The sequence below is a fragment of the Furfurilactobacillus entadae genome, from assembly GCF_045862745.1.
Taxonomy (GTDB): Bacteria; Bacillota; Bacilli; order Lactobacillales; family Lactobacillaceae; genus Furfurilactobacillus; species Furfurilactobacillus entadae.
Genome location: NZ_BQXN01000005.1, coordinates 1 through 24,546, shown reverse-complemented (window position 1 = coordinate 24,546; position 24,546 = coordinate 1). Strand labels below are relative to the sequence as shown.

Sequence of the window (24,546 nt, the reverse complement as noted above, 5' to 3'; positions counted from 1 at the left end):
CGATTAAGTCGTTAAAATAGGGGCATTACGAAATGGGATTTATTGGAGGATATGAAGGATGAAGCCAACGGAACGCAACCGTCTCAGTGCTGCCGGATTACTGGTAACACTAGGAATTGTGTATGGTGATATTGGGACATCACCACTATACGTTATGAAAACGATTCTTGGTGATAACGGTGGCCTAACAACGGCTAGCCGTGAGTTGATCACCGGGAGCATTTCATTAATTTTTTGGACGGTTATGTTATTAACAACCGTGAAGTACGTGCTGATTGCGCTTCATGCAACCAACCATGGTGAAGGAGGAATCTTCGCACTGTACACGTTGGTTCGCCACCGTGCCAAGTGGTTAATTTTCCCCGCATTGATTGGGGGCGCCGCGTTACTTGCTGATGGGATGTTAACACCAGCAGTGACCGTAACGACCTCCATCGAAGGGCTAAAGGGTGTGTCGTTTCATCAGTGGATGCCCGTTCATGATCAAACGGACGTTATTATCATTACCCTAGCCATCCTCTCGTTCCTCTTTGTCATTCAACGGTTTGGGACCCGGGCCATTGGGCGCGCGTTTGGTCCGATCATGACACTCTGGTTTACGTTTATTGGTGTGGTGGGTTTACTGAACATGTTGCCTGATCTTAGCATCTTAAAGGCACTGAATCCTTACTACGCGATCAGCGTACTGTTCAGCCCGGATAACCACGTGGGGATCTTTATCCTCGGGAGTGTCTTCCTGGCCACAACCGGTGCGGAAGCCTTGTACTCTGACATTGGTCACGTGGGTAAACGGAACATTGATTGTAGTTGGCCCTACGTGTTTATCTGCCTCATGTTGAACTACTTTGGTCAGGGTGTGTGGATCATTCAACACGCTAATGATGCCAAGCTCGGGGCGGGCGCAGATTTCAACCCGTTCTTCCAGTTGTTACCGGGAGATTGGCGTTTGATTGGGATCGTTTTAGCCACCTTGGCTGCCATCATTGCGTCACAAGCATTGATTACGGGATCGTATACGTTGGTTGCTGAAGCGGTTCGATTAAAGCTGTTACCACGGCTGAAAATCGTGTACCCAACCATTAAACATGGTCAAATCTACGTGCCACTAGTAAACGGTATTTTGTGGGTTGCTTGTATCGGCATCGTTCTGTACTTCCGGACGTCTGCGCACATGGAAGCAGCTTACGGATTAGCCATCACCGTCACAATGTTGATGACCACGATCCTACTGTTCCAATACTTGCAGTTGCAGCACATCAACGTCCATTTGAGTCGCCTCATGGTGCTTTTCTTTGGGACGTTAGAAACAATGTTCTTTGTTTCATCGATGGTTAAGTTTGTTCATGGTGGGTATGTGACGGCCATTTTAGCGGGCCTGATCCTCTTAGTCATGTACATTTGGTATTACGGGAATAAGATTCGTGACCGTGATGAATTTGGCTCAGCGTACGTTGATTTGGATGACTATACCGATCAATTGGTGGCGTTGAGTCATGATGCGGATTACCCTACGTTTGCAACAAATTTGGTGTACATGGCAAAGGTTAAGCCAGGGCACCTCATCAAACGGGAAATGATTTATTCAATTTTGGATAAACGGCCAAAGCGGGCCCAGGCGTATTGGTTTGTGACGGTTAACGTAACGGATGAACCGTACACGGCTAATTACGACGTCGACATGTTGGGGACAGATAACGTTATTAACGTTCAACTGTACCTTGGTTTCCGGCGGGAGCAACGGGTCAACGTGTACCTGCGGGCGATCGTTCAGGAACTGATCAAGAGTGGTGATTTACCTGCACAACCACAGCGGTACACGATGATGAAGGGGCGCAACGTTGGTGACTTTAGTTTTGTCCTGATGCAGGAAGAACTTTCGCCGGAATCACGGTTAAAACCGTTTGACCGGTTGATGATTCAACTACGGGTGGGCTTACAAAACTTGACAAGTTCCCCGGCATCGTGGTTTGGTTTGGAGTTCGCGGACGTGATTGTTGAAAATGTTCCGCTTGTTTTGGGCCATCAACGTCGGCCGGTTTTGCGGCGCGTTAAGCATAACCGTAAGCGATCAGAACGGCCGGAAAGACCAGAATCAGACAAGTAAACGGATAAGCGATTAATGTAGATAAATGGTTGGCTTCCTGCGTAATGGGAGCCGACCATTTGTGTTAATGTTCGCTTTTTCATCGAAAAGGCGGTGTCCGGTCGTTTTATTCACGCATTTTTTTACCGGAAGCGTCCACACACTGGGTGCTTTGTCGTATAATAGACCAGATAGTGACAAGTTTTTTTAGAAAGAGGGATGAGCATGGCAGAAGAACCAATTTCACGTGCAGAAGTTGAGCACGTTGCCGCATTGGCAAAACTTTCATTGACCGACGAACAGGCCGCTAAGTTTACCAATCAATTAGATGAAATCATTACCATGATTGATGGTTTGAACGAGGTTGATACCGATGATGTTCAACCGACAACGAACATGGTTGACGCAGCCGCCATCTTGCGTGATGACGTAGCGGTTAACGCTCACCAAAAAGACGCTTTATTAAACGAAGCACCAGATACTGCGGACGGTTACATTCGGGTCCCAGCAATTCTTGACGAAAGTGAGGACGCCTAATGACTGAGCAATACAAGAACATTGCTGATTTGCACCAAGCATTGGTCAACAAAGAGCTATCGGCAACCGAACTGACGAAACAAACATTAACGAACATTCATGATCACGAAGACGCGCTGAACGCGTACGTCACGGTAAACGATGATGAAGCGTTGGCACAAGCAGCCGCCATTGACGCGGATGGCATTGACGAAAACAACGCCTTCTCTGGAATTCCTGTGGCCTATAAAGATAACTTGACGACAAACGGGTTACTGACAACGGCGTCATCAAAGATGCTGGCTAACTTTACACCCATTTACGATGCCGATGTTGTGGAACGGTTAAAGGCGAACGGGGCGATTACCATTGGTAAGACGAACCTTGACGAATTTGCCATGGGGGCATCAACGGAGACGTCCTACTACGGAACGACACATAACCCGTGGGATACGACCAAAGTTCCTGGTGGGTCATCCGGTGGTTCAGCTGCAACCGTAGCTGCAGGCGACGTTTTGGCAGCTTTAGGCTCTGACACTGGGGGGTCCATTCGTCAACCAGCCGCCTTTAACGGTATCGTTGGGTTAAAGCCAACGTACGGGCGGGTCAGCCGGTGGGGCTTAATTGCCTTTGCGTCGTCATTGGACCAAATTGGGCCAATGACGAGTAACGTAACGGATGCAGCCGCAATGATGAACGTGATCGCTGGTCGTGATGAACGTGACGCAACGTCATCAATCACGCCGGTTCCTGATTATGTTGCTGGGTTAACCGGCGACATTAAGGGTCTAAAAATTGGTGTGCCAAAGGAATTCTTCGGCGAAGGGATTGACGCCGGTGTTCGTGATCAAATTAAGGCTGCCGTAAAGCAGCTGGAAGCACTGGGCGCAACGGTTGATGAAGTGAGCTTGCCACACAGTACGCACGGGATTCAGGCCTACTACATTTTAGGACCTTCCGAAGCCTCATCGAACCTCCAACGTTTTGACGGAATTCGGTATGGTTACCGGACGCCAAGCGCCAAGAACCTTGAAGAACTCTACGTAAAGACGCGTTCTGAAGGCTTTGGTGATGAAGTTAAACGGCGGATCATGTTGGGGACGTTTGCCCTGTCAGCCGGTGCTTTTGATGCGTTCTTCATGAAGGCAGCCAAGATTCGCACGCTGATCATCGAAGACTTTAACCGGGTCTTTGCGGATTATGATGTAATCGTTGGACCAACAGCGCCAACACCAGCGTTTAACATTGGTGCTGAAACGAAGGACCCCATGACCATGTACATGAACGACATGCTTACGGTCCCCGCAAACTTAGCCGGGTTACCAGCCGTTTCATTACCAGCAGGGCTCGTTGATGGGTTGCCCGTTGGGTTACAGATCATTGGACAACGGTTTGACGAAGCACGTGTCCTGAACACGGCTTATGCGTTCGAACAACACACAAACTTCCATGAAGCAAAACCAACCATGTTTAAAGGAGGACAGGCCTAATGAACTTTGAAACGACAATTGGGCTGGAAGTCCACGTTGAACTAAAAACAAATTCAAAAATCTTTAGTCCTTCGCCCGTTGAATTCGGGGATGCAGCGAACGCCAACACAAACGTGATCGACTGGGGGTATCCTGGGGTTCTGCCAACGCCAAACAAAGGGGTTGTGGAATACGGGATGCGGGCAGCCTTAGCGCTCCATGCTAAGATCAACCAGCACACTCACTTTGATCGGAAGAATTACTTCTACCCTGATAATCCGAAAGCTTACCAAGTTTCACAATCTGATGTGCCATTGGCGCAAAACGGTTGGATTGAAATTGAGGTTGACGGAAACAAGAAGAAAATTGGGATCGAAGAGATGCACATCGAAGAAGATGCGGGGAAGAACACGCATAATCCTGATGGGTATTCATACGTCGATTTAAACCGGCAGGGCACACCGCTGATTGAAATCGTCTCAAAACCTGACATTGCGTCACCTGACGAAGCTTACGCATACCTGGAAACGTTACGGCAACGGATTCAGTTTGCCGGTGTTTCCGATGTGAAGATGGAAGAAGGGTCCATGCGGGTCGACGTTAACATCTCAATTCGGCCTTACGGTTCTGATCAGTTTGGGACCAAAACGGAATTAAAGAACTTAAACTCCTTTAACTACGTCCGTAAGGGGTTGGAATTTGAAGAGAAACGTCAGCAACAGGTGTTACTTGCTGGTGGTAAAATCGAGCAAGAAACGCGGCGTTTCGATGAAACAACCAATGAAACGATCTTGATGCGGGTTAAGGAAGGGGCGGATGATTACCGTTACTTCCCAGAACCAGATATTCCTAACGTTGAAATTGCGGATGATTGGATTGCTGACATTCAAAAGACCATGCCAGAAATGCCAGAAAAGCGGCGGGAACATTACGTTGATGAACTTGGCTTAACGGATTATGATGCCATGGTGCTGACTCAGACCAAGGAAATGTCAGACTTCTTTGAAGCGACAGTGGCTGCTGGTGCTGACGCTAAGTTGACGTCTAACTACCTGCAAGGGGATGTTAACGCCTACCTGAACGACAACAAGGTTGATTTGCAGAATACGAAGTTGACCCCAGAAAACTTGGCAACAATGATCAAGTTACAGATGGACGGGACCATTTCGTCGAAGATGGCGAAGAAGGTCTTTAAGGCCGTTACTGATGATGAAGATCCAGCAAGTTACGTGAAGGAACATGGGTTGGTTCAGTTATCAGATCCAGCGCAGTTACAACCAATCATTGACGGTATTTTGGACGCCAATGAACAATCAATTGAAGACTTTAAAAATGGGAAGGATCGTGCGGTTGGCTTCTTGGTTGGTCAAATCATGAAACAAACACACGGCCAGGCGAACCCTAAGGTGGTTAATCAACTGTTGATGGCTTCGTTAAACGCCCGTTAAGATCAGTTACAGGAAACGTTCACACACGGTGAGCGTTTCAATACATAGAACTAAATTTATTTGAATGTGTGGAGGATAGACCATGGGACAACGCGCACGGGTCATTTATAACCCGACCTCAGGACGGGAAGCGTTAAAGCGAGATTTAATTGATATTTTAAACGTCTTTGAGCAGGCGGGGTATGAGACCAGTGCGTACGCAACGACGCCGGAACCAGATTCTGCTAAGAACGAAGCACGGCGAGCAGCCGAAGAAGGGTTCGATTTAGTTGTTGCTGCTGGTGGTGATGGCACGATCAATGAAGTCGTTAACGGAATCGCTGGGTTAAAAAAGCGACCGAAAATGGCAATCATTCCTGCTGGAACCACCAACGATTACGCCCGAGCGCTGCGGATTCCCCGTGAGTCACCGTTAGAGGCGGCCAAGGTGGTTTTGAAAAATCAGACCATCAAGATGGACATTGGGCAGGCCGGTGAAACTTACTTCATCAACATTGCTGGCGGGGGCTTACTGACGGAATTGACGTATGACGTGCCGTCTGACATGAAGACCATCTTTGGTTACCTGGCGTACCTTGTTCGGGGAGCAGAGCTGTTGCCACAAATTAAGCCCATCCAGATGTCGATTGAATACGACGACGGCAAGTTTGAAGGGGAAGCCTCGATGTTTTTACTAGGGCTAACCAACTCGATCGGTGGGTTCGAACAGATCGTCCCGGATGCCTCACTTGATGACGGTAAGTTTAGCCTGTTGATCGTGAAGACGGCCAGCATGGCACAATTACTTCGTTTGATGACGCTGGTATTAAACGGTGGTCGGCACATCAATGATCCCCACATCATCTATAAAAAGACCAGTAAGGTCATTGCAAAGCCACTAAATGATGACCGGCTGATGATTAATTTAGACGGTGAATACGGTGGTGATGCACCGATGACGTTTATCGACCATAAACAACACATCGAAATGTTCGCAGATTTAGATGCCATTCCGGATGAACAAATCACCGGTGAGGACCTGGCCATTGAAGCCGATGCCAGAAAATTTGTGGAGGAAGTGGACAAACTTCCTGAAGATCAGCAGACCGAAAAATAATTAAGGAAGCGAGCGCATTTGTCTAGCGAGTGGTGGACGATGTGATCGCTTCTTTTGTTATCCAGGTGGACATGCTATACTAGGCGGGTTAGTTTTTTAAACATTGTGACTGTCGCAACTGTCGAAAGGAAATTTAAATGAAGTTTACAGCACCAGTAACAAAAAATGAGCAGTATACTGCTGACATTATTGATTTGACGTACCAGGGGATGGGTGTCGCAAAGATTGACGATTTTCCAATCTTTGTTGCCAATGCGTTACCTGGGGAAAAGGTCGTGATGGCCGTGACCAAGGTCGCGAAATCATACGCCTTTGGTCGGGTCGTTACGTTTATTGAAGAAAGTCCAGATCGGGTGAAAAACGTGGATGCTGCGTACACCCAAACGGGCATTGCCCCCTTGCAACACTTGAGTTACGAAGGCCAATTGACCTTTAAGCAACATCAAGTTAGCCAGTTATTTAAAAAGGCTCACTTAACGAACGTTGACGTCGCTGAGACGCTGGGAATGGACACACCTTACCATTACCGGAATAAGGCACAAGTGCCGGTTAGAAACATTAACGGCGTGCTTCAAACGGGTTTTTATAAGCGTGGTTCACACCAAGTGGTGCCAATTGAAGACTACTACATTCAGGATCCTAAAATTGATGAAGCCATTGTGGTCGTTCGGGATCTATTACGGCGCTTCCACATTGACGCGTACAATGAAGAAAACAATACCGGAGTTGTCAAGACGGTCATGGTTCGTCGTGGGTATTACAGTCACGAGATGATGATTGTCATCGTTACGAAGTCCCATAAGTTGTCGATGGTCAACGAACTGGTTGCTGAAATCACGAAGGCACTGCCAGAAGTGAAGAGCATCATTCAAAATGTGAACCCTAAACCAACCAACGTGTTACTGGGTGAAACAGATCGGGTTCACTTTGGTAGTCCAGTGATCCATGATCAATTGATGGGCCTAACGTTTGAAATTTCCGCGCACTCCTTCTACCAGGTCAACCCGCAACAAACGGAACGGTTGTACCAGTTAGCCATTGAAAAGGCGGCCCTCACAGGACAAGAAACGGTTATCGACGCTTACTGTGGGATCGGAACCATTTCGTTGGCTGTCGCAAGCCATGCGAAGCACGTTTACGGGGTTGAAATGGTCCAAACAGCCATTAGTGACGCAAAGACGAATGCGAACCTGAATCACATCGACAATGTCGACTTTGTGGTCGGGAAGGCAGAAACCCAGATGGCTAAGTGGCATGAAGACGGTTTAAAGCCAGACGTCATCATGGTTGATCCACCACGTAAAGGACTGGCACCTGAATTCATTACCGCTGCTGCGGATGTTGCACCAAAACGGGTCGTGTACGTCAGCTGTAACCCAGCAACGTTGGTTCGTGATGTGCAACTGTTTATGGAACGCGGTTACCACATTGAAGGTAACGTGCAACCTGTTGATCAGTTCCCACAAACAACGCATGTTGAATGTGTTTTGACGTTAGTGAAAGATTAATGAGCTTACAAAAAGGCGCCTCAATTTTAAAAATTGAGGCGCCTTTTTACGACTTATTTTTTCTCTTTAACGATGTAAACAGGGCGGTGCTTTGCCTCTAGGTAGAGGTTTCCAATGTACTTACCAACAATACCAAGGCACAGTAATTGAAGGCCACCAATGAGCAGGATAAGCATGACCAATGAGCTCCAGCCGTTAACACTGCTGTTCCAGATCAGTTTACGAACCACAATGAAAATCATCCCGATAATCGATAGGATAAACGAAAAGGTCCCGACAAAAGCCGCAAAGGAGAGGGGAACATCGGAGAAATTGATGATTCCGTCCAGTGAGTATTGAAAAAGCTTCCAGAAGGACCACGAGGTGGAGCCGGCCACCCGATCGCGGTTTTCGTAGGCTAAATATTTTGTTTTGAAACCAACCCAACTAAAGAGGCCCTTCGAAAACCGGTTATATTCAGGCATGGACAAGATGGCGTTAACGACCTGGCGCGTCATCAACCGATAATCACGGACGCCGTCAAGCATTTCGGTACTCGAAATTTTATTGATCAATTTGTAGAAGAGGTTGGAAAAAAACGAACGAATGACGGGTTCACCATCGCGGTTCACACGGCGGGTCCCCACAACGTCGTAACCCTCGTCCTGAATGCCCCGGAGCATCTCAGGAAGCTGTTCGGGCGGATCTTGAAGATCAACGTCCATAACGGCCACATAGTCCCCAGTTGCATGTTCAAGACCAGCATACAGGGCTGACTCTTTTCCAAAGTTTCTTGAAAATGAGATGTAATGGACCTGATCTGGGTGCGCATGATTAAGCTGTTGTAATTCAAGCAGAGTTTTATCTGTGGAACCATCATTGACAAAGATAAACTCGAGGCGTGCCCCATTTAGTTGGGACTCAACGGCGGTTACGGCTTCGTAAAAAAGTGGCACCATCTCCTGCTCGTTATAACAGGGAACAATAACGCTGACAATTGATTGTGTGACTGATGCTTCTTCCATGGGAATGTGGTTGCTCCTATAGGTAAACGTGTTGGTGGCGGTTAGATAATAATAGTACTAGTATAGCCAAAATGAGGGGATTAAACTAGCGTTGACGATCAGTTGCTCATTTTATAAGACAAAAAAACGGTCTGCCGTGGCAGCCCGTTTGATGTTAATTAATGAATAACCGTGTTTAATAGTAGAACCATCAGTAACCCAACGACGGAGATAATGGTTTCAAGGACGGTCCAAATACTCAACGTTTGTTTAACGGTCAGGTCGAAGTATTCTGAGAACATCCAGAAGCCGGCATCATTAACGTGTGAAGCGGCCAATGAACCGGCACCAATGGCCAGAACCATTAAGGCTGGGTCAGCACCAGTTGCGTGCATCAATGGCACAACCAACCCAGAAGCAGTCATCCCGGCAACAGTCGCAGATCCCAGTGAAACACGGAGAATTACGGCAATCAACCAACCTAGGATGAATGGTGACAGTTTTGAACCAGCCATCAGTTGTTGAACGGCTGTCCCAACACCACCATCGATCAGAACTTGTTTGAAGGCAGCACCACCACCAATAACCATCAGCAACATGGCAATCGACTTGATGGCGTCTTCAATCGTGCCACTGATTTCCTTCATCGTCCGGCCACGGTTAAAGCCCATGGACCAGATGGCAAAGAGCAGGGAAATGACCATGGCAATAACGGGATCACCCAGCATAATCATGACGGACGCTAAGCCGTGTGGATGAGTGGGTTTAACCCCATGCAAGGCAGTCATGGTGTAGATCGTTGAAATGGCCATGAAAATAACGGGGAACAGTGAGGTTAAAGCGGCGATCCCAAAACTTGGGGTGTCGTCTAGGTTGTACTGCTTAACTTCACCAAAGGCAGGTAATTCTTTTTTAACGACAAAAACGTCTGGTTCAAAGCGTTGCACGATCTTTGTGAAGATTGGTCCGGCGATGATCACACACGGAATGGCCACAATGATCCCGAACAGAAGCACCGTTCCCGTGTTGGCGTGGAGAACGGTTGAAACAGCCGTTGGTGCAGGCTGTGGGGGCAGGAACCCTTGAGTGGCAGACAGTGCGGTCGCCATGGAAATTCCCAGATAAACAAAGGGAACGTCAGCTTCTAGGGCAACGGCAAAGACGATTGGTGTCAAAAGAACTAATCCAACTTCGAAGAAGAGGGACATTCCGATGATAAATGAAGCAACAACGATGGCGACTTGAAGGTGCTTTTTACCAAAGGCGTTGATCAGTGTCTTGGCGATTCGGTAAGAACCACCAGAATCGGAAACTAACCGGCCAATCATGGCACCAAAACCGAAGACAATGGCTAACTCACCAAGTGAGCCACCGATCCCGGTTTTGATGGATGTGGCGATAGCTGCTGGGTTCATTCCTAGACCTAAGGCGACCAGGATGGACGTCACGATCAAAGAAACGAAGGTATTCAGCTTGAACTGAATGATCAGTACCAGTAGTAACGCGATTCCAAGAATCAAAACAATAAATGGCGTCATAATCTAAACTTTCCTCTCGAATGCAAAATCCTGTTGTCAATTTGGAAAACCAACTCCACCATTGTACTCGACTTACAATTAGTATGAAACCGTTTTTCTTGATTTTCTGAAAACTTTTTTCAAGTTATGAAAATGGTTATTTAGCAATAAAAAAACCTCTATTTGCGCTCAGCAAGTAGAGGTTAATCAAAGATAATTTTTAATGGAAGATGACGTTAAGAATCAGAACGCCACAAATCCCAACGACAGAAATAACTGTTTCAAGAACGGTCCAGATGCTTAACGTTTGCTTGACCGTTAAGTCGAAGTATTCGCGGAACATCCAGAACCCGGCATCGTTAACGTGTGAAGCAGCCAGTGAACCGGAACCGATGGCAATGACCATCAGTGATGGATCCACACCGGCTTGTGTCATCAATGGGGCAACGATCCCGGCAGCAGTCAAGGCAGCGACTGTTGCGGAACCAAGCGCAATCCGTAGAATAACGGCAATCAGCCAGCCCAAGAGAAGGGGACTGAAGTTGGTGTTGATAAACAGGTTCGCAACAGCTTTCCCAACACCACCATCAATCAGAACTTGCTTGAAGGCACCACCACCACCAATAACAAGAAGCAGCATTGCAATGGACTTCACGGCGTTTTCCATGGAGGTCATGATGGCCTTCGTGGAACGGTTCCGGTGCCAACCCATGGCCCACATTGCAAAGCAAAGGGACATGATCATGGCGATACTTGGACTTCCGATGAAGGCAATGAACCGGTCAAGGGTTGACGGGTTCTTTGGTAATTCACCATTCGTGAAGATCAGTTGGTATAACGTAGTGATGGCCATGAAGATCACTGGGAACAGTGATGTCAGGACAGCAAGACCAAAGCTAGGTGTTTCTTCTAACTTAAATTGTTTGATTTCACCAAAAGAAGATAAGTTTCCTTTTTGTTCAAAGGCAGATGGGGCAAACCGTTGTGCTAATCGGGTAAATAGGGGACCAGCGATGTAAACGGCTGGAATCGCGATGATGATCCCGAATAACAGGACTTTCCCAACGTTAGCATGTAAGGCTGCTGAAATGGCAACTGGCGCTGGATGAGGTGGTAAGAATCCGTGGGTAACAGATAACGCTGTTGCCATGGAAATCCCCAGATATAAAATTGGCACTTCAGCTTCAACCGCAATGGCGAAGACGATTGGAATCAACAGAACCATCCCAACTTCGAAGAAAAGGGCGATCCCGATGATGAACGAAGCAAGCACAATGGCTAATTGCAGCCGTTTTTTACCAAACCGGTGAATTAACGTTGTAGCAATTCGGAATGCACCACCGGCGTCGGCAACTAACCGACCCAGCATGGCACCAAAACCAAAGACGATGGATAGTTCACCAAGTTGGCTTCCGATCCCCGTTTGGACTGATAGAGCAATTTTGTCCATTGGCATTCCAAGACCAAGGGCAACAAGAACAGCTGTAATGACAAGGGCTAAAAATGTGTTGATTTTAAAACGAATAATAAGAACTAATAGTAATGCGATTCCTAAGAATAACACCACAAAAGGCATAGCTCCAGACATAATGGATGGCTCCTTTCGAATGACGAAAAATGTTTAATAATGACTTACTTGGAAGACAATACCAGAAAATTAGTCGTTTGGAAAGCGTTTCCACTTACAACGTGTAAATTTATTTCAATGTGGTATACCGCGAATGAGACCGTTTTCTTAGAACCACAAGGGTCTGCGATTATAGTCGTGGGTGAAGATTTATTTCAAAAAAAGTGAATTCTTGTGTGGCTAGTGGCATACGTGGTTAACCAGCTGTTTAGGATCGATTCATGATGAGACGAAAAAAACACGCCGCGGGTGCGACGTGTTTTTTAACCTTATTCGGTTGTTTCACCATGTTGCGCATGTTCCTTTTGGAAGTTGGCAATGTTGGTGTATTCCGTTTGTAACTGACGGCTTAGGCGAATGTAAATGGGAACCAATTCGCGGTACACGTCAAAGTTATCAGAATTTGGTTGGTAGGTGTGTGTTTCACCAACGAAGCGTTTAACGTCGCTCAAGTCATCGATCAAACCAAGTGACTTCATTCCAATCACAGCGGCACCCAAGCATGAGGATTCGAAGGATTCAGGAATGGTAACGGGTTGTTCGAAGACATCAGACAACATTTGACGCCATAGTTCAGAACGGGCAAACCCACCAGTCGCCATGATGGACTTAGGTTCACCAACAACTTCTTCAAGGGCTAACAGCACCGTGTAAAGGTTGTAAACGATCCCTTCAAGAACGGCACGAATCATGTGGGCGCGGGTGTGCATTTGGGTCAAACCAAAGAATGAACCACGTGCATCAGCGTCCCAGATTGGGGCCCGTTCGCCACCTAAGAATGGGTGGAATAAAAGACCGTCAGATCCGGCTGGAACACCCTTAGCGATGTCAGTCAGTAAGTCATAAGAGTCTTTATTTAACAGCGCAGCAGTACTCTTTTCGGCATCAAAGAGACTGTCACGGGCCCACCGGAAGACGACCCCACCGTTATTCACGGGACCACCAACAACCCAGAGGTCCTTGGTCAAGGCGTAACAGAAGACCCGGCCCTTAGGATCGATAACGGGATGGTCAGTCACGACACGAACGGCACCAGAAGTTCCGATCGTAACCGCAACGACACCCTTTTCAATGGCATCCACTCCAAGGTTAGAGAGGGCACCATCAAAAGCACCCTGAATGAATGGGACGTCAGTTGGGTAACCGATGACCTTTGCGTATTCTTCGCGCATGCCGGTTGACTGTGCGTAACCATCAACAATAGCTGGCAGTTGGTCGGTGGTCACACCAGTTAGGGCCAAAGCATCCTTGTCCCAATCGAGGTCAAAGATGTTAAAGATTCCGGTTCCACTAGCAACGGAAATGTCCATTTGCCAAACGCCAAGCAGGCGGTAGAAGACGTATTCCTTAATCCCACAGTAGTAAGCGGCCTGGTTGTAAACGTCAGTTTGTTCATTTTTCAGCCATAACAATTTACATAGAAGGGACATAGGGTGAATTGGCGTTCCGGTGTGCTCATAGAGCGTCTTACCAGTGCCATCAGCCTTTAATTGATCCGCGTACTTGGTTGCACGGGTATCAGCCCATGTAATAACCCGGGTCAGTGGCTTGTGGTTCTTGTCCAGTGCGATCAAACTTTGGTTCGCACTTGAGAAAGAAACACCGTGCAACTTACCGTTCTTTAAATCGGCTTTCCGGAGAATTTCTTGCAAACCGTTTACAACGGCTTCTAAGATTTCTTCAGGATCTTCTTCTGCCATCCCAGTGGCATCACGATAGAGCGGATACAGTTTGTTGGTGTAAGCCAACACGTTCCCGTCCAAGTCGTATAAAACAGCTTTGGTACTGGTTGTACCAATGTCCATTCCGACCATGTAGTCCATATTTGTAAACTCCTTTAGTAGCGTCGTTAGTTAAATCTACGCATGCTAGTATAGGCGAAATCACCGGCGTTAACAACAGTAAGTCATACATATTTTGTGAAAGTTGATGCAATCTGAAAGCGTTTGCGGCATAATAAAACTAGAAAATTTTTTACATAAATTAGAATGATAATTTTCATTCACAGAAGGGATGGCGACCATTATCGCACGCACCAGCGTTAGTACTATCAAGGCAAACTATCAACACCTGACGGGGGCTGATAAAAAAATTGCGGATTTTATTTTGGGAAATCCAGCGAAAGCCAGTGAAATGACCATTCAGGACTTGGCTGAGAACGTCAAGGTTTCAACGGCAACGGTAAGCCGGTTTGTTAAGCGAATTGGGTGGCGCTCATTTAGAGAATTTAGCTTGGGCTTTGGCGGAATTGCAAATCAAACGGACAGCTTCTTCAGCGAAATTGAAGAGGATGATGCACCAACGGTTGTGGTTGATAAGGTCTTCCAGGGGGCTGATAATGCGCTGGATGCAACCCGGGCCCTGCTAAAAGATGATGATTTGGCTGCGGCCATTAAGTTGATCAAAAATGCACATTTATTAAGTTTTTTTGGGTTCGGCGGTTCCTCAATCGTGGCGCTGGACGGCTATCATAAATTTTTACGGACCACGGTTCGCGCGCAGTTTCATCCAGATGTGGACATTCAACTGATGCAAGCAGTTAACATGACACCGGATGACGTGGCAATCTTAGTGTCGCATTCAGGGCGGAATCATGACACTTTAATGATGGCGGATCAATTACGCGCTAATCAAGTACCTATGATCGCAATCACAAGTTATCCAGCCTCACCGCTGGCCAAGAAGAGTGACATTGTCTTTCAGTCCGTTGCCGAAGAAGTTAATTATCGGAGTGAATCCATGAGCTCGCTGATCGCCCAGCTAACCATCATGGATAGTTTGTTTACATTGGTGGGGGCCCAAGGGGCGAAGACCACGGCTGGCGAGATGCTGTTAAAGGATGTGCGTCACGCCATGGAAGTTTCACGCGAATAATCAGGGATCACTTTGCCGCCAGTTTCGTTGTAAACGTGGTGGCACATTGGCTTTTCCAGTTAACGTGCTAAAATAAAGTGTACGAGCACGCAAACAGGGGGAGTGGTGAAAGGTTGATGAATCGACGACAACTGCATGAGAAACGCCGCCGTCAGCAACGAGGTCACCGTTTTTTACATTGGTTAATTGGGAGCCTCATTGTTGTCGGATTGTGCGGTGGCGGCTATGCACTGGTTCACGCGTGGCAAATGCGGCACCAAGCGACACTGGCGCGCTACCCGATAACTGGCGCAGCGATTGATCAGGAGGCCGGTTTTCTGGATTTTCAGGCGCTTGCCAAAACGGGCCTAAAGTTTGCCTACCTAAAGACAACGGTGGGGAACCGGTACCTAGATGATGCGTTCAGCGGCAACTACAATCGAAGCCTGGGTAGCACACTGAAAGTTGGGGTTTACCTGATTTATAGTCCAAGCAGTAGCGTTCAAAGCCAGGTCGACTACTTTGAGCGGCAGGTGGGGTCATCAACGGGAAGCTTGCCCATCATGATTGCGGTCCCAAATACGGGCGCAAGCTTTGATTCTGACCAGGCGGTTAAACGAACGGCCGGGCGGCTCAAACTGATGATGAAAATGTTGCAAGATGATTATCAGCAGGATGTCGGCATTTGGACCTTCCCGGCGGAGTACACCGCGTTAAAGGACCATTTGGCACTTCCTAACGTTGCGTTAGACGATGATCAGCTTAATAAGCGGTCGCCGAAACAGGTTCAGTTCATGATGTATAACGATGCTGGAACCATCGTCGTGGCGGGTAAACGCCAGTCACTGTCATTAATGGTCTATAATGGAACCAAGCAATCGTTCGAAAATGAATGAAGATAGGGTGAAAAAATAATCATGTTTGATAAGAAAAAGAAGAAAAAGGCAACACCTGAAAAAGCAAAGTCAAAGCAGAAACATTTAAGTATCAATGAGGCACAGACGTTAATGTTAGACGCCATTACCCGTCAGTTTGGTGATTCACAGACGGCCTTACCAGATTTCTCGGTAACAGCCGGCTGGGCATGTGCTGATTTCATCGCGTTTCGGAGTTTTGACGTTGCGGTAAAGGTGGGCGTCACACCAGAAAATTCACGGGATAAAAACCGCTTGAAAATTTTTGTGGCAATTGGGCCACGGCTGGTTCCGCTGAACTCACTGTTAGAAACGGCGGAACGTGCGGCGTATAAACGTGAGTGCACACCAGAGAACCTTGCCACCGACATGAAGTTGTTAGAACACTACCTGACGTGGCGGCTAACTCCGGAGCAGCGGGAAAAGTTTAATTTAACAAAGTAATCAACGAACAAAAAACGTCCACGACGATGGTGACATCGAAGTGGACGTTTTGAATTATTAATTAAAGTAACGATCAATCCGGAAGGGCGTTACCATCAACAGGTGTTTTCCCCGTCTGAACGCTTACCAATGCATACGTAGCGTTGTCTGCTTCATCATAGAGGGCAACCGGGAGTTGCTCGGTTGTTTGAACGCGCAGGTGATAGCCAAAGCTATCAAGGTAAACGAGTTCCTGTGCGTTGATGCTTTCAACCGTGGCGTTTTCAAGCCGCCCATCAATATGAAGTGATAGATCCGGGTTGATCTGCAAGTGATGGACACGGTGATCGTCGTGATTGGCATATTTCCAGGTGCCAGAATATAACATTGGTAACGCCGTCTGATTATGAGATTGCTTTTTGTTAGAGCGTGTAAAGGTACTTGTTAAACCGGCGACAACTGAGACACCAAATAATAAAATATTCCGTCTTAAAGGCACTGGATCATCCTCGCTTTCTTCCCCTAGTGTAAATTTCTTACAAATATAAATATAGCATGTTTTTAGGGAATTTCGATAGTGGAAGACTTGCCGTAATTGAATTAACATATTCTTGACACAATCTGACCTGAATACTGCAACTTAACGTTAAAATTGGTAAAATAAAAGTATTAACAGAATCGTTTGGCGATAATGAAAATCATTATCGGGATCCTGGTAACGCACAAAAAATTCATTTCCGACGGAGGTTCTATAGCATGTTAAAACTAGGGATCATTGGTACGAACTGGATTACGCAACAATTCGTGGAAGCCGCAGCAACAAGTGGGGCTTACGAATTGACGAGCGTTTACTCACGGCACGAAGACACAGGAAAAGATTTTACGGCTAAGAATGGTGGTCAGGTGTATACTGATTTAACCACTTTCTTTGCTGAAGGTGACTTTACGGTGGTTTACATTGCGTCGCCAAACAGTTTGCACGTCACCCAGACCTTGCAAGCACTTGAGGCGGGAAAACAGGTCATTGTGGAAAAGCCACTTGCATCGAACCCAACGGAATTTGCTCAGGTGAAGGCGGCCTTAGCTGCTCACCCTGAGAGTCATGTGTTTGAAGCAGCACGGCATATTCATGAACCAAATTTCCGTGCAATTCGGAAACAACTGGCAGAAATGGAGACAATCAGTGGGGCCACACTGACCTACATGAAGTATTCGTCGCGTTATGACGATTACTTGGCAGGCAAGGATCCAAATGTGTTCACGACCACTTATAGTGGTGGCGCATTACAGGATCTTGGCGTGTACGTTGTGTATGACGCGGTGACATGGTTTGGAAAACCCAACCGGGTGCATTACTATGCAACCCCACTGCGGACAGGTGCTGATGGAAAGGGAATCGCCGTGCTCGGTTACGATGGGTTTGACGTCACGTTGAACATCGGAAAGAACACGAATTCCTACCTGCCTTCAGAAATTTATGGGGTCAAGGACACCATCGTTATGGACAACGCCGCAGAACTGAAATCCGTGGTTTACCATGCAGCGGATGGGACGGTGACCCAGTTGTCTGAAACACCAGCTGACAACCCAATGGTGGCGGAAGCAACAGAATTTGCAGAGGTTTTAAACAATCCTGAGAATCCGGATAACGTCCGGCATTACCAAACCTGGCTTCATCTGAGTGAAATTGTTAATGGTGTTTTGTATGACCTCCGGCGGAAGGCAAGCATTGTCTTTCCAGCGGATAATTAATAAGAAATGAGCGTTTAAATGGACAAACGATTTGAAACACACTTTAAGGAACTTGGCTATTCAGAACAAACTGCCATCCAAACTGGCGTTTATCAACCCTTAGCGGCTGATGAAAACGTCATTGGGTTGGCACCCACTGGTTCTGGGAAAACGGTCGCGTTTACGCTGCCACTCTTAGCCAAGGTGCTCCCTGGTGATGGGACCCAATTACTTGTATTGGCACCAAGTCAGGAGCTTGCACAACAAACGACCACGGTCATGCGTGATTGGGCCGTGTTAGTTGGCCTTAAAGTGGCAGCCTTGACGGGTGGCGCTAACGTTAAGCGTCAGATTGAAAAGTTGAAGCAAAACCCTGAAATCGTGGTGGGGACACCAGGACGGGTTCTAAACTTGCTGAATGAGCACCGGCTAAAGCCACACTTGCTGGTGAGCGTCGTGATTGACGAGGCGGATGAACTTTTAGCTGGTGAAACCCGTCAGGACGTGGAAGACATCATCCGTGAAGCACCGGGCGATGTTCAACTGAGTTTTTTCTCGGCCACAAAGACAGCAGCGTTAGAACAGGTCACGGCTGAGTTCGGCATCGACGTTACGACGGTTGATGTCCGCGACGTGGACCAAACACAAGGGGTTGTTAAGCACGGTTTGATGGAATTGCCGGCAAACCAACGGGCGTCAATGTTACGGCGCTTTTCACGGGTGCCAGGGTTTCAAGCGTTGGTCTTTTTCAACCAGCTTGGTGAACTGGAGCGAGCTGCGGCGGCGATGCGTCATGAACACGTGGACGCCGTTTCACTTGCTGGGAAGCAACGCCAAGTCCAACGGGCTGACGCCATGCGTGATTTTCGGAAGGGGAAGGTTAAGTTCTTACTGACCACGGACGTTGCCGCCCGCGGGTTGGACATCCCGAACCTACCAGCGGTGATCAACTATGACTTACCTGGTTCCTTGATTACCTATACGCACCGTGTGGGTCGGACCGGCCGGATGGGTGCAACCGGGTTAGTGGTTAACTTCGGGAATGATCACGACCTTCGGCGGTTAAAACAAACGTTGCGGGGAAGTGATTATCAGCTTCAACCGCTGTACTTTGCGCATAACGCGTTTGTGGATGAACGACCTGCCCGCGAGCAACATGTGACTGGGCCGAAAATTCCGGCGGCTAAGTCTGCCACGCCTCAGCGTAAAGCGACACCGGCTACGAGCCATGCGGCGCACGAGGATCGTCAGGAGAAGCGACAATCCCATGGTGACCGTTTGCGGCCAGTAACAGAGGCTTCGACAAGTAAAAAGGTCCGAACGCATAAAAAACATTCAAAGAACAAGGGCATGCGGCACAAACGCCAAGTGCAACAAGGAAAGGATTAGTGACACATGCCATTAGTACGTTTTGATTTACAAAAAGGACGCAGTAAAGCTGAGATTAAAGCAATGCTGGATGCTGAACACAAGATTCTTGTTCAATCGTTTGGGGTTCCTGAACGTGATCGCTATCAAATTGTGACCCAACATGATCCAGAAGAAATGATCATCGAAGACACTGGCTTTGGGATCGAACGCAGCGATAAGTTTGTCATGATTCAAATCACCATTCGTGGTGGTCGGACAGAAGAACAAAAGCAAGCGTTCTATCGTGATTTAGTGGCTGAATTACAGGCCACTGCGGGAATTGAACCAAATGATGTCATGGTGTCAATGGTTGAAAACGCCAGCCCTGATTGGTCCTTTGGCAATGGTGTTGCCCAGTTTTTGAAGTAATGAACGATAAAAACAGCGCTTAATGGCGCTGTTGTGTTGGCCTTATAGTTTAACTGGATAAAACCGCCGCCTCCTAAGCGGCTGCTCCCAGTTCGAGTCTGGGTGGGGCCATTCCTATCCAAGTAAAGCAAAACAACGAGATCGCCGTTATGGCGGTCTTTTTGTTTGGTCACCCGTGTAACAATCAATTGATCTATAAAAATCCCTAAGATTAAGGCCAAAGCGGTCGACTTTATTAAATTAAATGATAAAATAAAAATCATTAACTAAGTAATTTTTTTAAAACGGATTGCGGATGCGTAATCATGATGAATGAGATGGTGTGTCATCTAAAGGGGGCCAAAGATAATGCGCTTTTTTGTTGTTTTACGTAATGCCAGCATCCCAGCAATTTTATTGTGGGGCGGGATTATCTTAATTATCCACCAGCTATTGGCGTGGTGGTAGCTGAATGAACGACGATTTTTGATGGGCTTTCAGGGACCAATGTGCTTTAATAAGATAATGAAATGGGCACGAAATCTAATTAGGTCGGAGAAAACTGCTGTGGAAAACAACGAAACGATTATTGACTATTTAATTAATGCAGCGGCACAAAACGGCCGGGCAAAACGTGTTTTGAAAAACAATAAGGCGCGTTCACTTGGCTACATCGCCAAGATGGCAGCGCCAGCGTTTACCAGTCAGCAAGTAATCAGTCTCGTGTTGAAGGCAGTTCAAGGGAACGTCATTCAGTTGGTTCGGTCTGAACCACGGTTGGAATGGAACGAATCAGACTATCCGGTTCTAGTGACGACGGTGCCACGGGCCCATGAATTGTTGGATGATACTAAATTAAGTGAATGAACTGATTCAAAATAAATAGCGATCACGGATTTGAAACAATCCGTGGTCGCTATTTTTCGTTTGTTTAGTCTTGATAAGCCCAGTGGTTAATGGGGCCAAATTTATGGCCAACCGCGATTTCATTTGCAATGGCGGTGTTAACGTAGTGCTTAGCAATGGTGATGGCATCCTTAACAGACTGACCCTTGGCAAGTTCTGCGGTGATGCAGGCAGACAATGAGTCACCCGTTCCGTTGACCCGGTCTGTGTGCACATAAGGTGCGCTAAGCCAGAAGTGTTCGCCAGATTCGAGCAGAACTAAATCACGAACTTCGGTTTGATTTTCATCATTGTGTTGCCCCTTGATCATGACGTTTTTAGCGCCCAATGCTTGGAGCTTGTTTGCTGCCGTCAACATGTCTTCTGGCGAATTGATGCTCATTTCAACCAGTTTTTCAGCTTCGTAGAAGTTCGGTGTAATCACGGCCGCTAACGGTACCAGCTCTTCACGCAATGTTTCGAACGCGTCAGTTTCTAAGAGCATGGCTCCGTGCTTTGTGACAATAACGGGGTCGACGACTAGTGGTCCAAAATCAACACGTTTATAGTTAGCAACCACGTTTTTAATTAAGGCAGCATCCGATAACATTCCGGTCTTAGCAGCCCGAAGATTAAAGTCATCGTTGAGTGATGTAAATTGTTGATCAATGAAATCTGCTGGCATGGCCGTTGCTGCTTGAATTCCGTAAGAGTTACCGGCAACGCACGCAGTTACAATTGACATACCATAAACATCACGTGTGAAGAATGTATTTAAATCTGCTTGTAAACCAGCGCTACCATCAGAATCAGAACCTGCGATGGTAACGACTTGAGGAAATTCATTTGCCATAAAGAAATCAACCCCGTTTCACGAAAGTGTGCTCTAACAATGATGTAAGCGTATCACATTCGCCTGCTGAACGAAATGTCTTTCTGAATTTCTCTTTTTTTGTTCAGAAAAAATGATGAAACAAAACGATTGACAAAAGCTTAGGCGCCTATATAATGGGAGACATATTAGGTGCCTAACTAAAATTAAGAGGAGATTTATGATGACAGAAAAAGACAATAACGAATTATTTCGGACACTGATGGACGTTGTGAAGCAGGTTCAACGGTATGGCTTTGCCAGTCGGGCACAACAGCCGGAAAATGGGCACCGGCACAGCTATGGTCGGGCCCGGTTGCTAAAGCTGATTGCCGATCACGACAATGTGACGCAAAGTGAACTGGCAGAGTTAATGGATGTTCGGCCCTCCTCATTGTCCGAGATGTTGAGTAAGTTAGCAGAGCGTGAATTGATCGAGCGGCAAACGGATGAGAATGATAAACGGGTGACCCACGTTGTCTTGACGGATAAGGGGAAAGCAGTTCTTGCAGAACGCCAGGACGCTGCTGATGACTATTTAGCAACCATTTTCGCCGGGTTAAGTGATGAAGAAACGGTGCAACTAACCCAGCTGCTGGGGAAGGTTAATGGGTCACTAAAGGATCGGTTAGCGGACATGGACGCTCCCGAGGAACCAGATTTTACAAAGTTTGGTGGGGCACGTAGTCATTTTGGCCATGGGCGGTTTAACCATCCAGACGGAGCCGGTTTTGATCGGCGCGGTTTCAGACCAGATGGTCACGGGTTCCATAACAGCATGTGGAACTAAATTATGGCAAAGTAACGGGGTGATGAGATTCAGTTGAACGCAACTGGGTGTCAGCACCCCGTTTTTTGCACTGCTTTTTTGGTGAAAGAGCAGTATGCTAAATGACATGAATTACTGGAGGTGGACAACGTGGAATTAGCGTCATTTTTAGGGAAGCGGGTAACAACGGTCAACGCCCGGGCCCTATTAGGGTGCGAAGTGATTTATCATGGGCGTCAGGGGCCAGTTGGTGGCCTGATCGTGGAAACAGAAGCGTACCTCGGCGATGCAGATTCAGCCGCTCATGCGTTTAAACACCGCAGAAGCCAAGCCAATCGGGCACTCTATAATGAACCGGGAACCCTTTATTTTTACACGATGCGTGGGCTGATTTTGATGAACTTTGTGTGCCAGCCGGCTGGCACACCCCAAGGGATTCTCATTCGTGGCTTACAGCCAACGGTTGGTGAAGACCACATGCAACAGAATCGGTCTCAGCGTGGGTATGGGGTGACCAACGGACCAGCGAAGCTCACCGCTGCCTTAGGAATCACGGATCGGCGGTGGAATGACATTGCGTTTGCTGAGAGCCCCTTTGAATTTCACGAAGCCGTGCGCACCCCGCAGCAGGTGATCGCCTCACCACGGATCGGTGTTAGCGCGGGGGACTGGCAAAATGAGCCGCTCCGATTTTATGTTTCTGGTAATCCGTACGTTTCAGCAATGCGTAAACGTGATATGGATGAACAAACGGGTGGCTGGACTACTGGTATCTAAGAAAAATATTGGCGGAACCCTTCGAGAGTGATATGATTTTTATGTAAGCGGATTCATAAAACTATCTTGGGGGAATTTTGATCATGAAACTAACGAAGAAGCTCGGCCTATTTTGTTCGGCAACGGTGGTTGCTTTAACACTTGGCATGGGCGCAACGTCACAACCCGTTCAGGCTGCTAGCAACAAGACGGTGACGATTTATTTGACCCGTCATGGTGAAACGACAGGGAACGTCATGACACGGGTTCAGGGGTGGAGTAATTTCCCACTCACAAAGAACGGGGTCAAGGTTGCGGATGATTTGGGAACTGGGTTAAAGGGGACTAAGTTTAAAGCCGCTTATTCGGGGGACTTGACCCGGCAAGAGGTCACTGCTCAGGAAGTACTGAAACACTCTGACAATAAGTCTGTGAAAGTGACGCAGAGTAAGGACCTCCGTGAAGGTGGTTACGGCAGTTTTGAAGGGGACAACATTGCTGCTGATAATAACAAGATTGCTGGTGTTTATGGCTACCAAAGTGGCGATGAATTCATGCAAAAGACGGGGAAAGACTACTGGAATAAGCTTCAAGACGCCTATTACAAATTAGATCAACAAAATAGTCAAGACACGAAGTTAGCAAAGAGTGACCGGGCGGAAGATTCTGCACAGGTTCAAAAGCGGATGACATCTGAATTAAATCACATTGCGAAAACCACTGAAAAAGATGGTGGTGGGAACGTTCTGGTGGTTAGTTCGGGCATGTCCATTAATGAATACCTATCAACGATGAGTAAGGACTACAAGGGGACACCGTTGAAAAATGCTGCGGTGACAAAGCTGACCTATAAAAATGGTAAACTGCATGTTTCTGGCCCGATCGGCACGTTGAGTTACGTTAATAAAGGTGCTAAGGCAAGCAAATAGACCGGTAACCGTGTGATATTAGCGCGTTAAAACAAGTATAAAACGACTGACCACCCAAACTTTGGGTGGTTGAAGTGAACCCCCAGAGTTGGACAAAATCCAACTCTGGGGGTTTTACTATGGCTAAATATAATTATGAATTTAAAGCAAAAATCGTCGCTGAATACTTAGCGGGCATTGGTAGTACGACACTGACCCACAGATACGATATTCCAAGTAGACAAACAATTATTGACTGGGTTAACAAATTTCAAACGTATGGTGTTGAAGGATTAGAAGGTACTCATAGGAAACAGATCTATTCTAGTGACTTTAAGCAACAAGTATTAAACTGGATGAAACAGCACCAGACTTTCTATAGAGTAACTGCGTTACATTTCAACATACCAAGTGCTGCAATAATCCTATCT

At 47.1% G+C, this 24,546-nt stretch carries 23 protein-coding genes and 1 tRNA gene; 18 read left to right on the top strand and 6 right to left on the bottom strand.

Annotation, left to right across the window (positions count from 1 at the left end):
• The first annotated feature begins 58 nt into the window (after nucleotides 1-58).
• The 6 genes from ACKTR5_RS03415 (at nucleotide 59) to rlmD (ending at nucleotide 8,120) form a co-directional block, all read left to right on the top strand.
• Nucleotides 59-2,104, top strand: coding sequence for a KUP/HAK/KT family potassium transporter (locus ACKTR5_RS03415; protein WP_407879192.1), 2,046 nt, complete (start codon nucleotides 59-61; stop codon nucleotides 2,102-2,104).
• Between the two features lie 204 nt (nucleotides 2,105-2,308).
• Complete coding sequence (gene gatC, locus ACKTR5_RS03410; protein ID WP_407879191.1) at nucleotides 2,309-2,620, top strand: Asp-tRNA(Asn)/Glu-tRNA(Gln) amidotransferase subunit GatC; 312 nt, start codon at nucleotides 2,309-2,311, stop codon at nucleotides 2,618-2,620.
• Nucleotides 2,620-4,089 carry an Asp-tRNA(Asn)/Glu-tRNA(Gln) amidotransferase subunit GatA gene (gatA, locus tag ACKTR5_RS03405; protein WP_407879190.1) on the top strand — a complete coding sequence of 490 codons (1,470 nt, stop codon included), beginning with the start codon at nucleotides 2,620-2,622 and terminating at the stop codon, nucleotides 4,087-4,089. Before gatC ends, gatA begins: the two co-directional genes overlap by 1 nt.
• Nucleotides 4,089-5,516: an Asp-tRNA(Asn)/Glu-tRNA(Gln) amidotransferase subunit GatB gene (gene gatB / locus ACKTR5_RS03400; protein WP_407879188.1), complete on the top strand. Its 1,428-nt coding sequence runs from the start codon at nucleotides 4,089-4,091 to the stop codon at nucleotides 5,514-5,516. Before gatA ends, gatB begins: the two co-directional genes overlap by 1 nt.
• An 82-nt stretch (nucleotides 5,517-5,598) precedes the next feature.
• The gene (locus ACKTR5_RS03395) at nucleotides 5,599-6,612 is read left to right on the top strand and encodes a diacylglycerol kinase (RefSeq protein WP_407879187.1); all 1,014 of its coding nucleotides are present in this window, start codon (nucleotides 5,599-5,601) and stop codon (nucleotides 6,610-6,612) included.
• A 137-nt stretch (nucleotides 6,613-6,749) separates the two neighbouring features.
• Nucleotides 6,750-8,120 (top strand): 23S rRNA (uracil(1939)-C(5))-methyltransferase RlmD, encoded by a 1,371-nt coding sequence (gene rlmD / locus ACKTR5_RS03390; RefSeq protein WP_407879185.1) that lies wholly within the window; start codon nucleotides 6,750-6,752, stop codon nucleotides 8,118-8,120.
• Nucleotides 8,121-8,173: 53 nt separating this feature from the next.
• Here rlmD and ACKTR5_RS03385 read toward each other — a convergent pair whose 3' ends face one another.
• The 4 genes from ACKTR5_RS03385 to gntK form a co-directional block, all read right to left on the bottom strand.
• A complete protein-coding gene (locus ACKTR5_RS03385; protein WP_407879184.1) occupies nucleotides 8,174-9,124 on the bottom strand; it encodes a glycosyltransferase family 2 protein in 951 nt (316 codons plus the stop codon).
• A 158-nt stretch (nucleotides 9,125-9,282) separates the two neighbouring features.
• Nucleotides 9,283-10,641, bottom strand: a complete 1,359-nt coding sequence (locus ACKTR5_RS03380) for a gluconate:H+ symporter (protein WP_407879182.1) — start codon at nucleotides 10,639-10,641, stop codon at nucleotides 9,283-9,285.
• 199 nt (nucleotides 10,642-10,840) lie between these two features.
• The gene (locus ACKTR5_RS03375; RefSeq protein ID WP_407879347.1) at nucleotides 10,841-12,196 is read right to left on the bottom strand and encodes a gluconate:H+ symporter; all 1,356 of its coding nucleotides are present in this window, start codon (nucleotides 12,194-12,196) and stop codon (nucleotides 10,841-10,843) included.
• 320 nt (nucleotides 12,197-12,516) lie between these two features.
• Nucleotides 12,517-14,070 carry a gluconokinase gene (gene gntK, locus ACKTR5_RS03370; protein ID WP_407879180.1) on the bottom strand — a complete coding sequence of 518 codons (1,554 nt, stop codon included), beginning with the start codon at nucleotides 14,068-14,070 and terminating at the stop codon, nucleotides 12,517-12,519.
• Between the two features lie 190 nt (nucleotides 14,071-14,260).
• Between gntK and ACKTR5_RS03365 the strand changes: the two genes are divergently transcribed.
• The 3 genes from ACKTR5_RS03365 to ACKTR5_RS03355 all read left to right on the top strand — a co-directional run bounded on the left by ACKTR5_RS03365 (nucleotide 14,261) and on the right by ACKTR5_RS03355 (nucleotide 16,458).
• The gene (locus ACKTR5_RS03365) at nucleotides 14,261-15,121 is read left to right on the top strand and encodes a MurR/RpiR family transcriptional regulator (RefSeq protein WP_407879178.1); all 861 of its coding nucleotides are present in this window, start codon (nucleotides 14,261-14,263) and stop codon (nucleotides 15,119-15,121) included.
• 116 nt (nucleotides 15,122-15,237) lie between these two features.
• On the top strand, nucleotides 15,238-15,996 hold the full coding sequence (locus tag ACKTR5_RS03360) for a GH25 family lysozyme (RefSeq protein WP_407879176.1): 759 nt from the start codon (nucleotides 15,238-15,240) through the stop codon (nucleotides 15,994-15,996).
• Between the two features lie 21 nt (nucleotides 15,997-16,017).
• On the top strand, nucleotides 16,018-16,458 hold the full coding sequence (locus ACKTR5_RS03355) for a hypothetical protein (protein WP_407879174.1): 441 nt from the start codon (nucleotides 16,018-16,020) through the stop codon (nucleotides 16,456-16,458).
• 73 nt (nucleotides 16,459-16,531) lie between these two features.
• Here ACKTR5_RS03355 and ACKTR5_RS03350 read toward each other — a convergent pair whose 3' ends face one another.
• Entirely contained in the window at nucleotides 16,532-16,936 is a 405-nt protein-coding gene (locus ACKTR5_RS03350) for a DUF4828 domain-containing protein (RefSeq protein ID WP_407879172.1), read from the bottom strand.
• A gap of 257 nt (nucleotides 16,937-17,193) precedes the next feature.
• Here ACKTR5_RS03350 and ACKTR5_RS03345 point away from each other — a divergent pair, with 257 nt between their 5' ends.
• From ACKTR5_RS03345 to ACKTR5_RS03325, 5 genes are all read left to right on the top strand, one after another.
• Entirely contained in the window at nucleotides 17,194-18,189 is a 996-nt protein-coding gene (locus ACKTR5_RS03345; RefSeq protein WP_407879171.1) for a Gfo/Idh/MocA family protein, read from the top strand.
• A gap of 18 nt (nucleotides 18,190-18,207) precedes the next feature.
• The gene (locus ACKTR5_RS03340) at nucleotides 18,208-19,557 is read left to right on the top strand and encodes a DEAD/DEAH box helicase (RefSeq protein WP_407879170.1); all 1,350 of its coding nucleotides are present in this window, start codon (nucleotides 18,208-18,210) and stop codon (nucleotides 19,555-19,557) included.
• A gap of 6 nt (nucleotides 19,558-19,563) precedes the next feature.
• On the top strand, nucleotides 19,564-19,947 hold the full coding sequence (locus ACKTR5_RS03335; protein ID WP_407879168.1) for a tautomerase family protein: 384 nt from the start codon (nucleotides 19,564-19,566) through the stop codon (nucleotides 19,945-19,947).
• Nucleotides 19,948-19,985: 38 nt separating this feature from the next.
• Nucleotides 19,986-20,058 (top strand) — tRNA-Arg (locus ACKTR5_RS03330).
• 435 nt (nucleotides 20,059-20,493) lie between these two features.
• Nucleotides 20,494-20,793: a hypothetical protein gene (locus ACKTR5_RS03325; RefSeq protein WP_407879167.1), complete on the top strand. Its 300-nt coding sequence runs from the start codon at nucleotides 20,494-20,496 to the stop codon at nucleotides 20,791-20,793.
• A gap of 64 nt (nucleotides 20,794-20,857) precedes the next feature.
• Here the strand turns inward: ACKTR5_RS03325 and thiD are convergent, their stop codons facing one another.
• Nucleotides 20,858-21,664, bottom strand: a complete 807-nt coding sequence (thiD, locus tag ACKTR5_RS03320; RefSeq protein WP_407879166.1) for a bifunctional hydroxymethylpyrimidine kinase/phosphomethylpyrimidine kinase — start codon at nucleotides 21,662-21,664, stop codon at nucleotides 20,858-20,860.
• Nucleotides 21,665-21,863: 199 nt separating this feature from the next.
• Here thiD and ACKTR5_RS03315 point away from each other — a divergent pair, with 199 nt between their 5' ends.
• The 4 genes from ACKTR5_RS03315 to ACKTR5_RS03300 form a co-directional block, all read left to right on the top strand.
• Nucleotides 21,864-22,472, top strand: a complete 609-nt coding sequence (locus tag ACKTR5_RS03315; protein WP_407879164.1) for a MarR family winged helix-turn-helix transcriptional regulator — start codon at nucleotides 21,864-21,866, stop codon at nucleotides 22,470-22,472.
• Nucleotides 22,473-22,601: 129 nt separating this feature from the next.
• Nucleotides 22,602-23,228: a DNA-3-methyladenine glycosylase gene (locus ACKTR5_RS03310; RefSeq protein WP_407879163.1), complete on the top strand. Its 627-nt coding sequence runs from the start codon at nucleotides 22,602-22,604 to the stop codon at nucleotides 23,226-23,228.
• Nucleotides 23,229-23,311: 83 nt separating this feature from the next.
• Nucleotides 23,312-24,136 (top strand): histidine phosphatase family protein, encoded by an 825-nt coding sequence (locus tag ACKTR5_RS03305; RefSeq protein ID WP_407879162.1) that lies wholly within the window; start codon nucleotides 23,312-23,314, stop codon nucleotides 24,134-24,136.
• Between the two features lie 119 nt (nucleotides 24,137-24,255).
• The coding region (locus ACKTR5_RS03300; RefSeq protein ID WP_407879161.1) for a helix-turn-helix domain-containing protein at nucleotides 24,256-24,546 on the top strand (291 nt) is incomplete at its 3' end.

Excerpts from the sequence above, each read along its gene's own strand:
- ACKTR5_RS03415 (WP_407879192.1), top strand. The coding sequence starts at position 59 with ATGAAGCCAACGGAACGCAACCGTCTCAGTGCTGCCGGATTACTGGTA.
- gatC (WP_407879191.1), top strand. The coding sequence starts at position 2,309 with ATGGCAGAAGAACCAATTTCACGTGCAGAAGTTGAGCACGTTGCCGCA.
- gatA (WP_407879190.1), top strand. The coding sequence starts at position 2,620 with ATGACTGAGCAATACAAGAACATTGCTGATTTGCACCAAGCATTGGTC.
- gatB (WP_407879188.1), top strand. The coding sequence starts at position 4,089 with ATGAACTTTGAAACGACAATTGGGCTGGAAGTCCACGTTGAACTAAAA.
- ACKTR5_RS03395 (WP_407879187.1), top strand. The coding sequence starts at position 5,599 with ATGGGACAACGCGCACGGGTCATTTATAACCCGACCTCAGGACGGGAA.
- rlmD (WP_407879185.1), top strand. The coding sequence starts at position 6,750 with ATGAAGTTTACAGCACCAGTAACAAAAAATGAGCAGTATACTGCTGAC.
- ACKTR5_RS03385 (WP_407879184.1), bottom strand. The coding sequence starts at position 9,124 with ATGGAAGAAGCATCAGTCACACAATCAATTGTCAGCGTTATTGTTCCC.
- ACKTR5_RS03380 (WP_407879182.1), bottom strand. The coding sequence starts at position 10,641 with ATGACGCCATTTATTGTTTTGATTCTTGGAATCGCGTTACTACTGGTA.
- ACKTR5_RS03375 (WP_407879347.1), bottom strand. The coding sequence starts at position 12,196 with ATGCCTTTTGTGGTGTTATTCTTAGGAATCGCATTACTATTAGTTCTT.
- gntK (WP_407879180.1), bottom strand. The coding sequence starts at position 14,070 with ATGGACTACATGGTCGGAATGGACATTGGTACAACCAGTACCAAAGCT.
- ACKTR5_RS03365 (WP_407879178.1), top strand. The coding sequence starts at position 14,261 with ATGGCGACCATTATCGCACGCACCAGCGTTAGTACTATCAAGGCAAAC.
- ACKTR5_RS03360 (WP_407879176.1), top strand. The coding sequence starts at position 15,238 with ATGAATCGACGACAACTGCATGAGAAACGCCGCCGTCAGCAACGAGGT.
- ACKTR5_RS03355 (WP_407879174.1), top strand. The coding sequence starts at position 16,018 with ATGTTTGATAAGAAAAAGAAGAAAAAGGCAACACCTGAAAAAGCAAAG.
- ACKTR5_RS03345 (WP_407879171.1), top strand. The coding sequence starts at position 17,194 with ATGTTAAAACTAGGGATCATTGGTACGAACTGGATTACGCAACAATTC.
- ACKTR5_RS03340 (WP_407879170.1), top strand. The coding sequence starts at position 18,208 with ATGGACAAACGATTTGAAACACACTTTAAGGAACTTGGCTATTCAGAA.
- ACKTR5_RS03335 (WP_407879168.1), top strand. The coding sequence starts at position 19,564 with ATGCCATTAGTACGTTTTGATTTACAAAAAGGACGCAGTAAAGCTGAG.
- thiD (WP_407879166.1), bottom strand. The coding sequence starts at position 21,664 with ATGGCAAATGAATTTCCTCAAGTCGTTACCATCGCAGGTTCTGATTCT.
- ACKTR5_RS03315 (WP_407879164.1), top strand. The coding sequence starts at position 21,864 with ATGATGACAGAAAAAGACAATAACGAATTATTTCGGACACTGATGGAC.
- ACKTR5_RS03305 (WP_407879162.1), top strand. The coding sequence starts at position 23,312 with ATGAAACTAACGAAGAAGCTCGGCCTATTTTGTTCGGCAACGGTGGTT.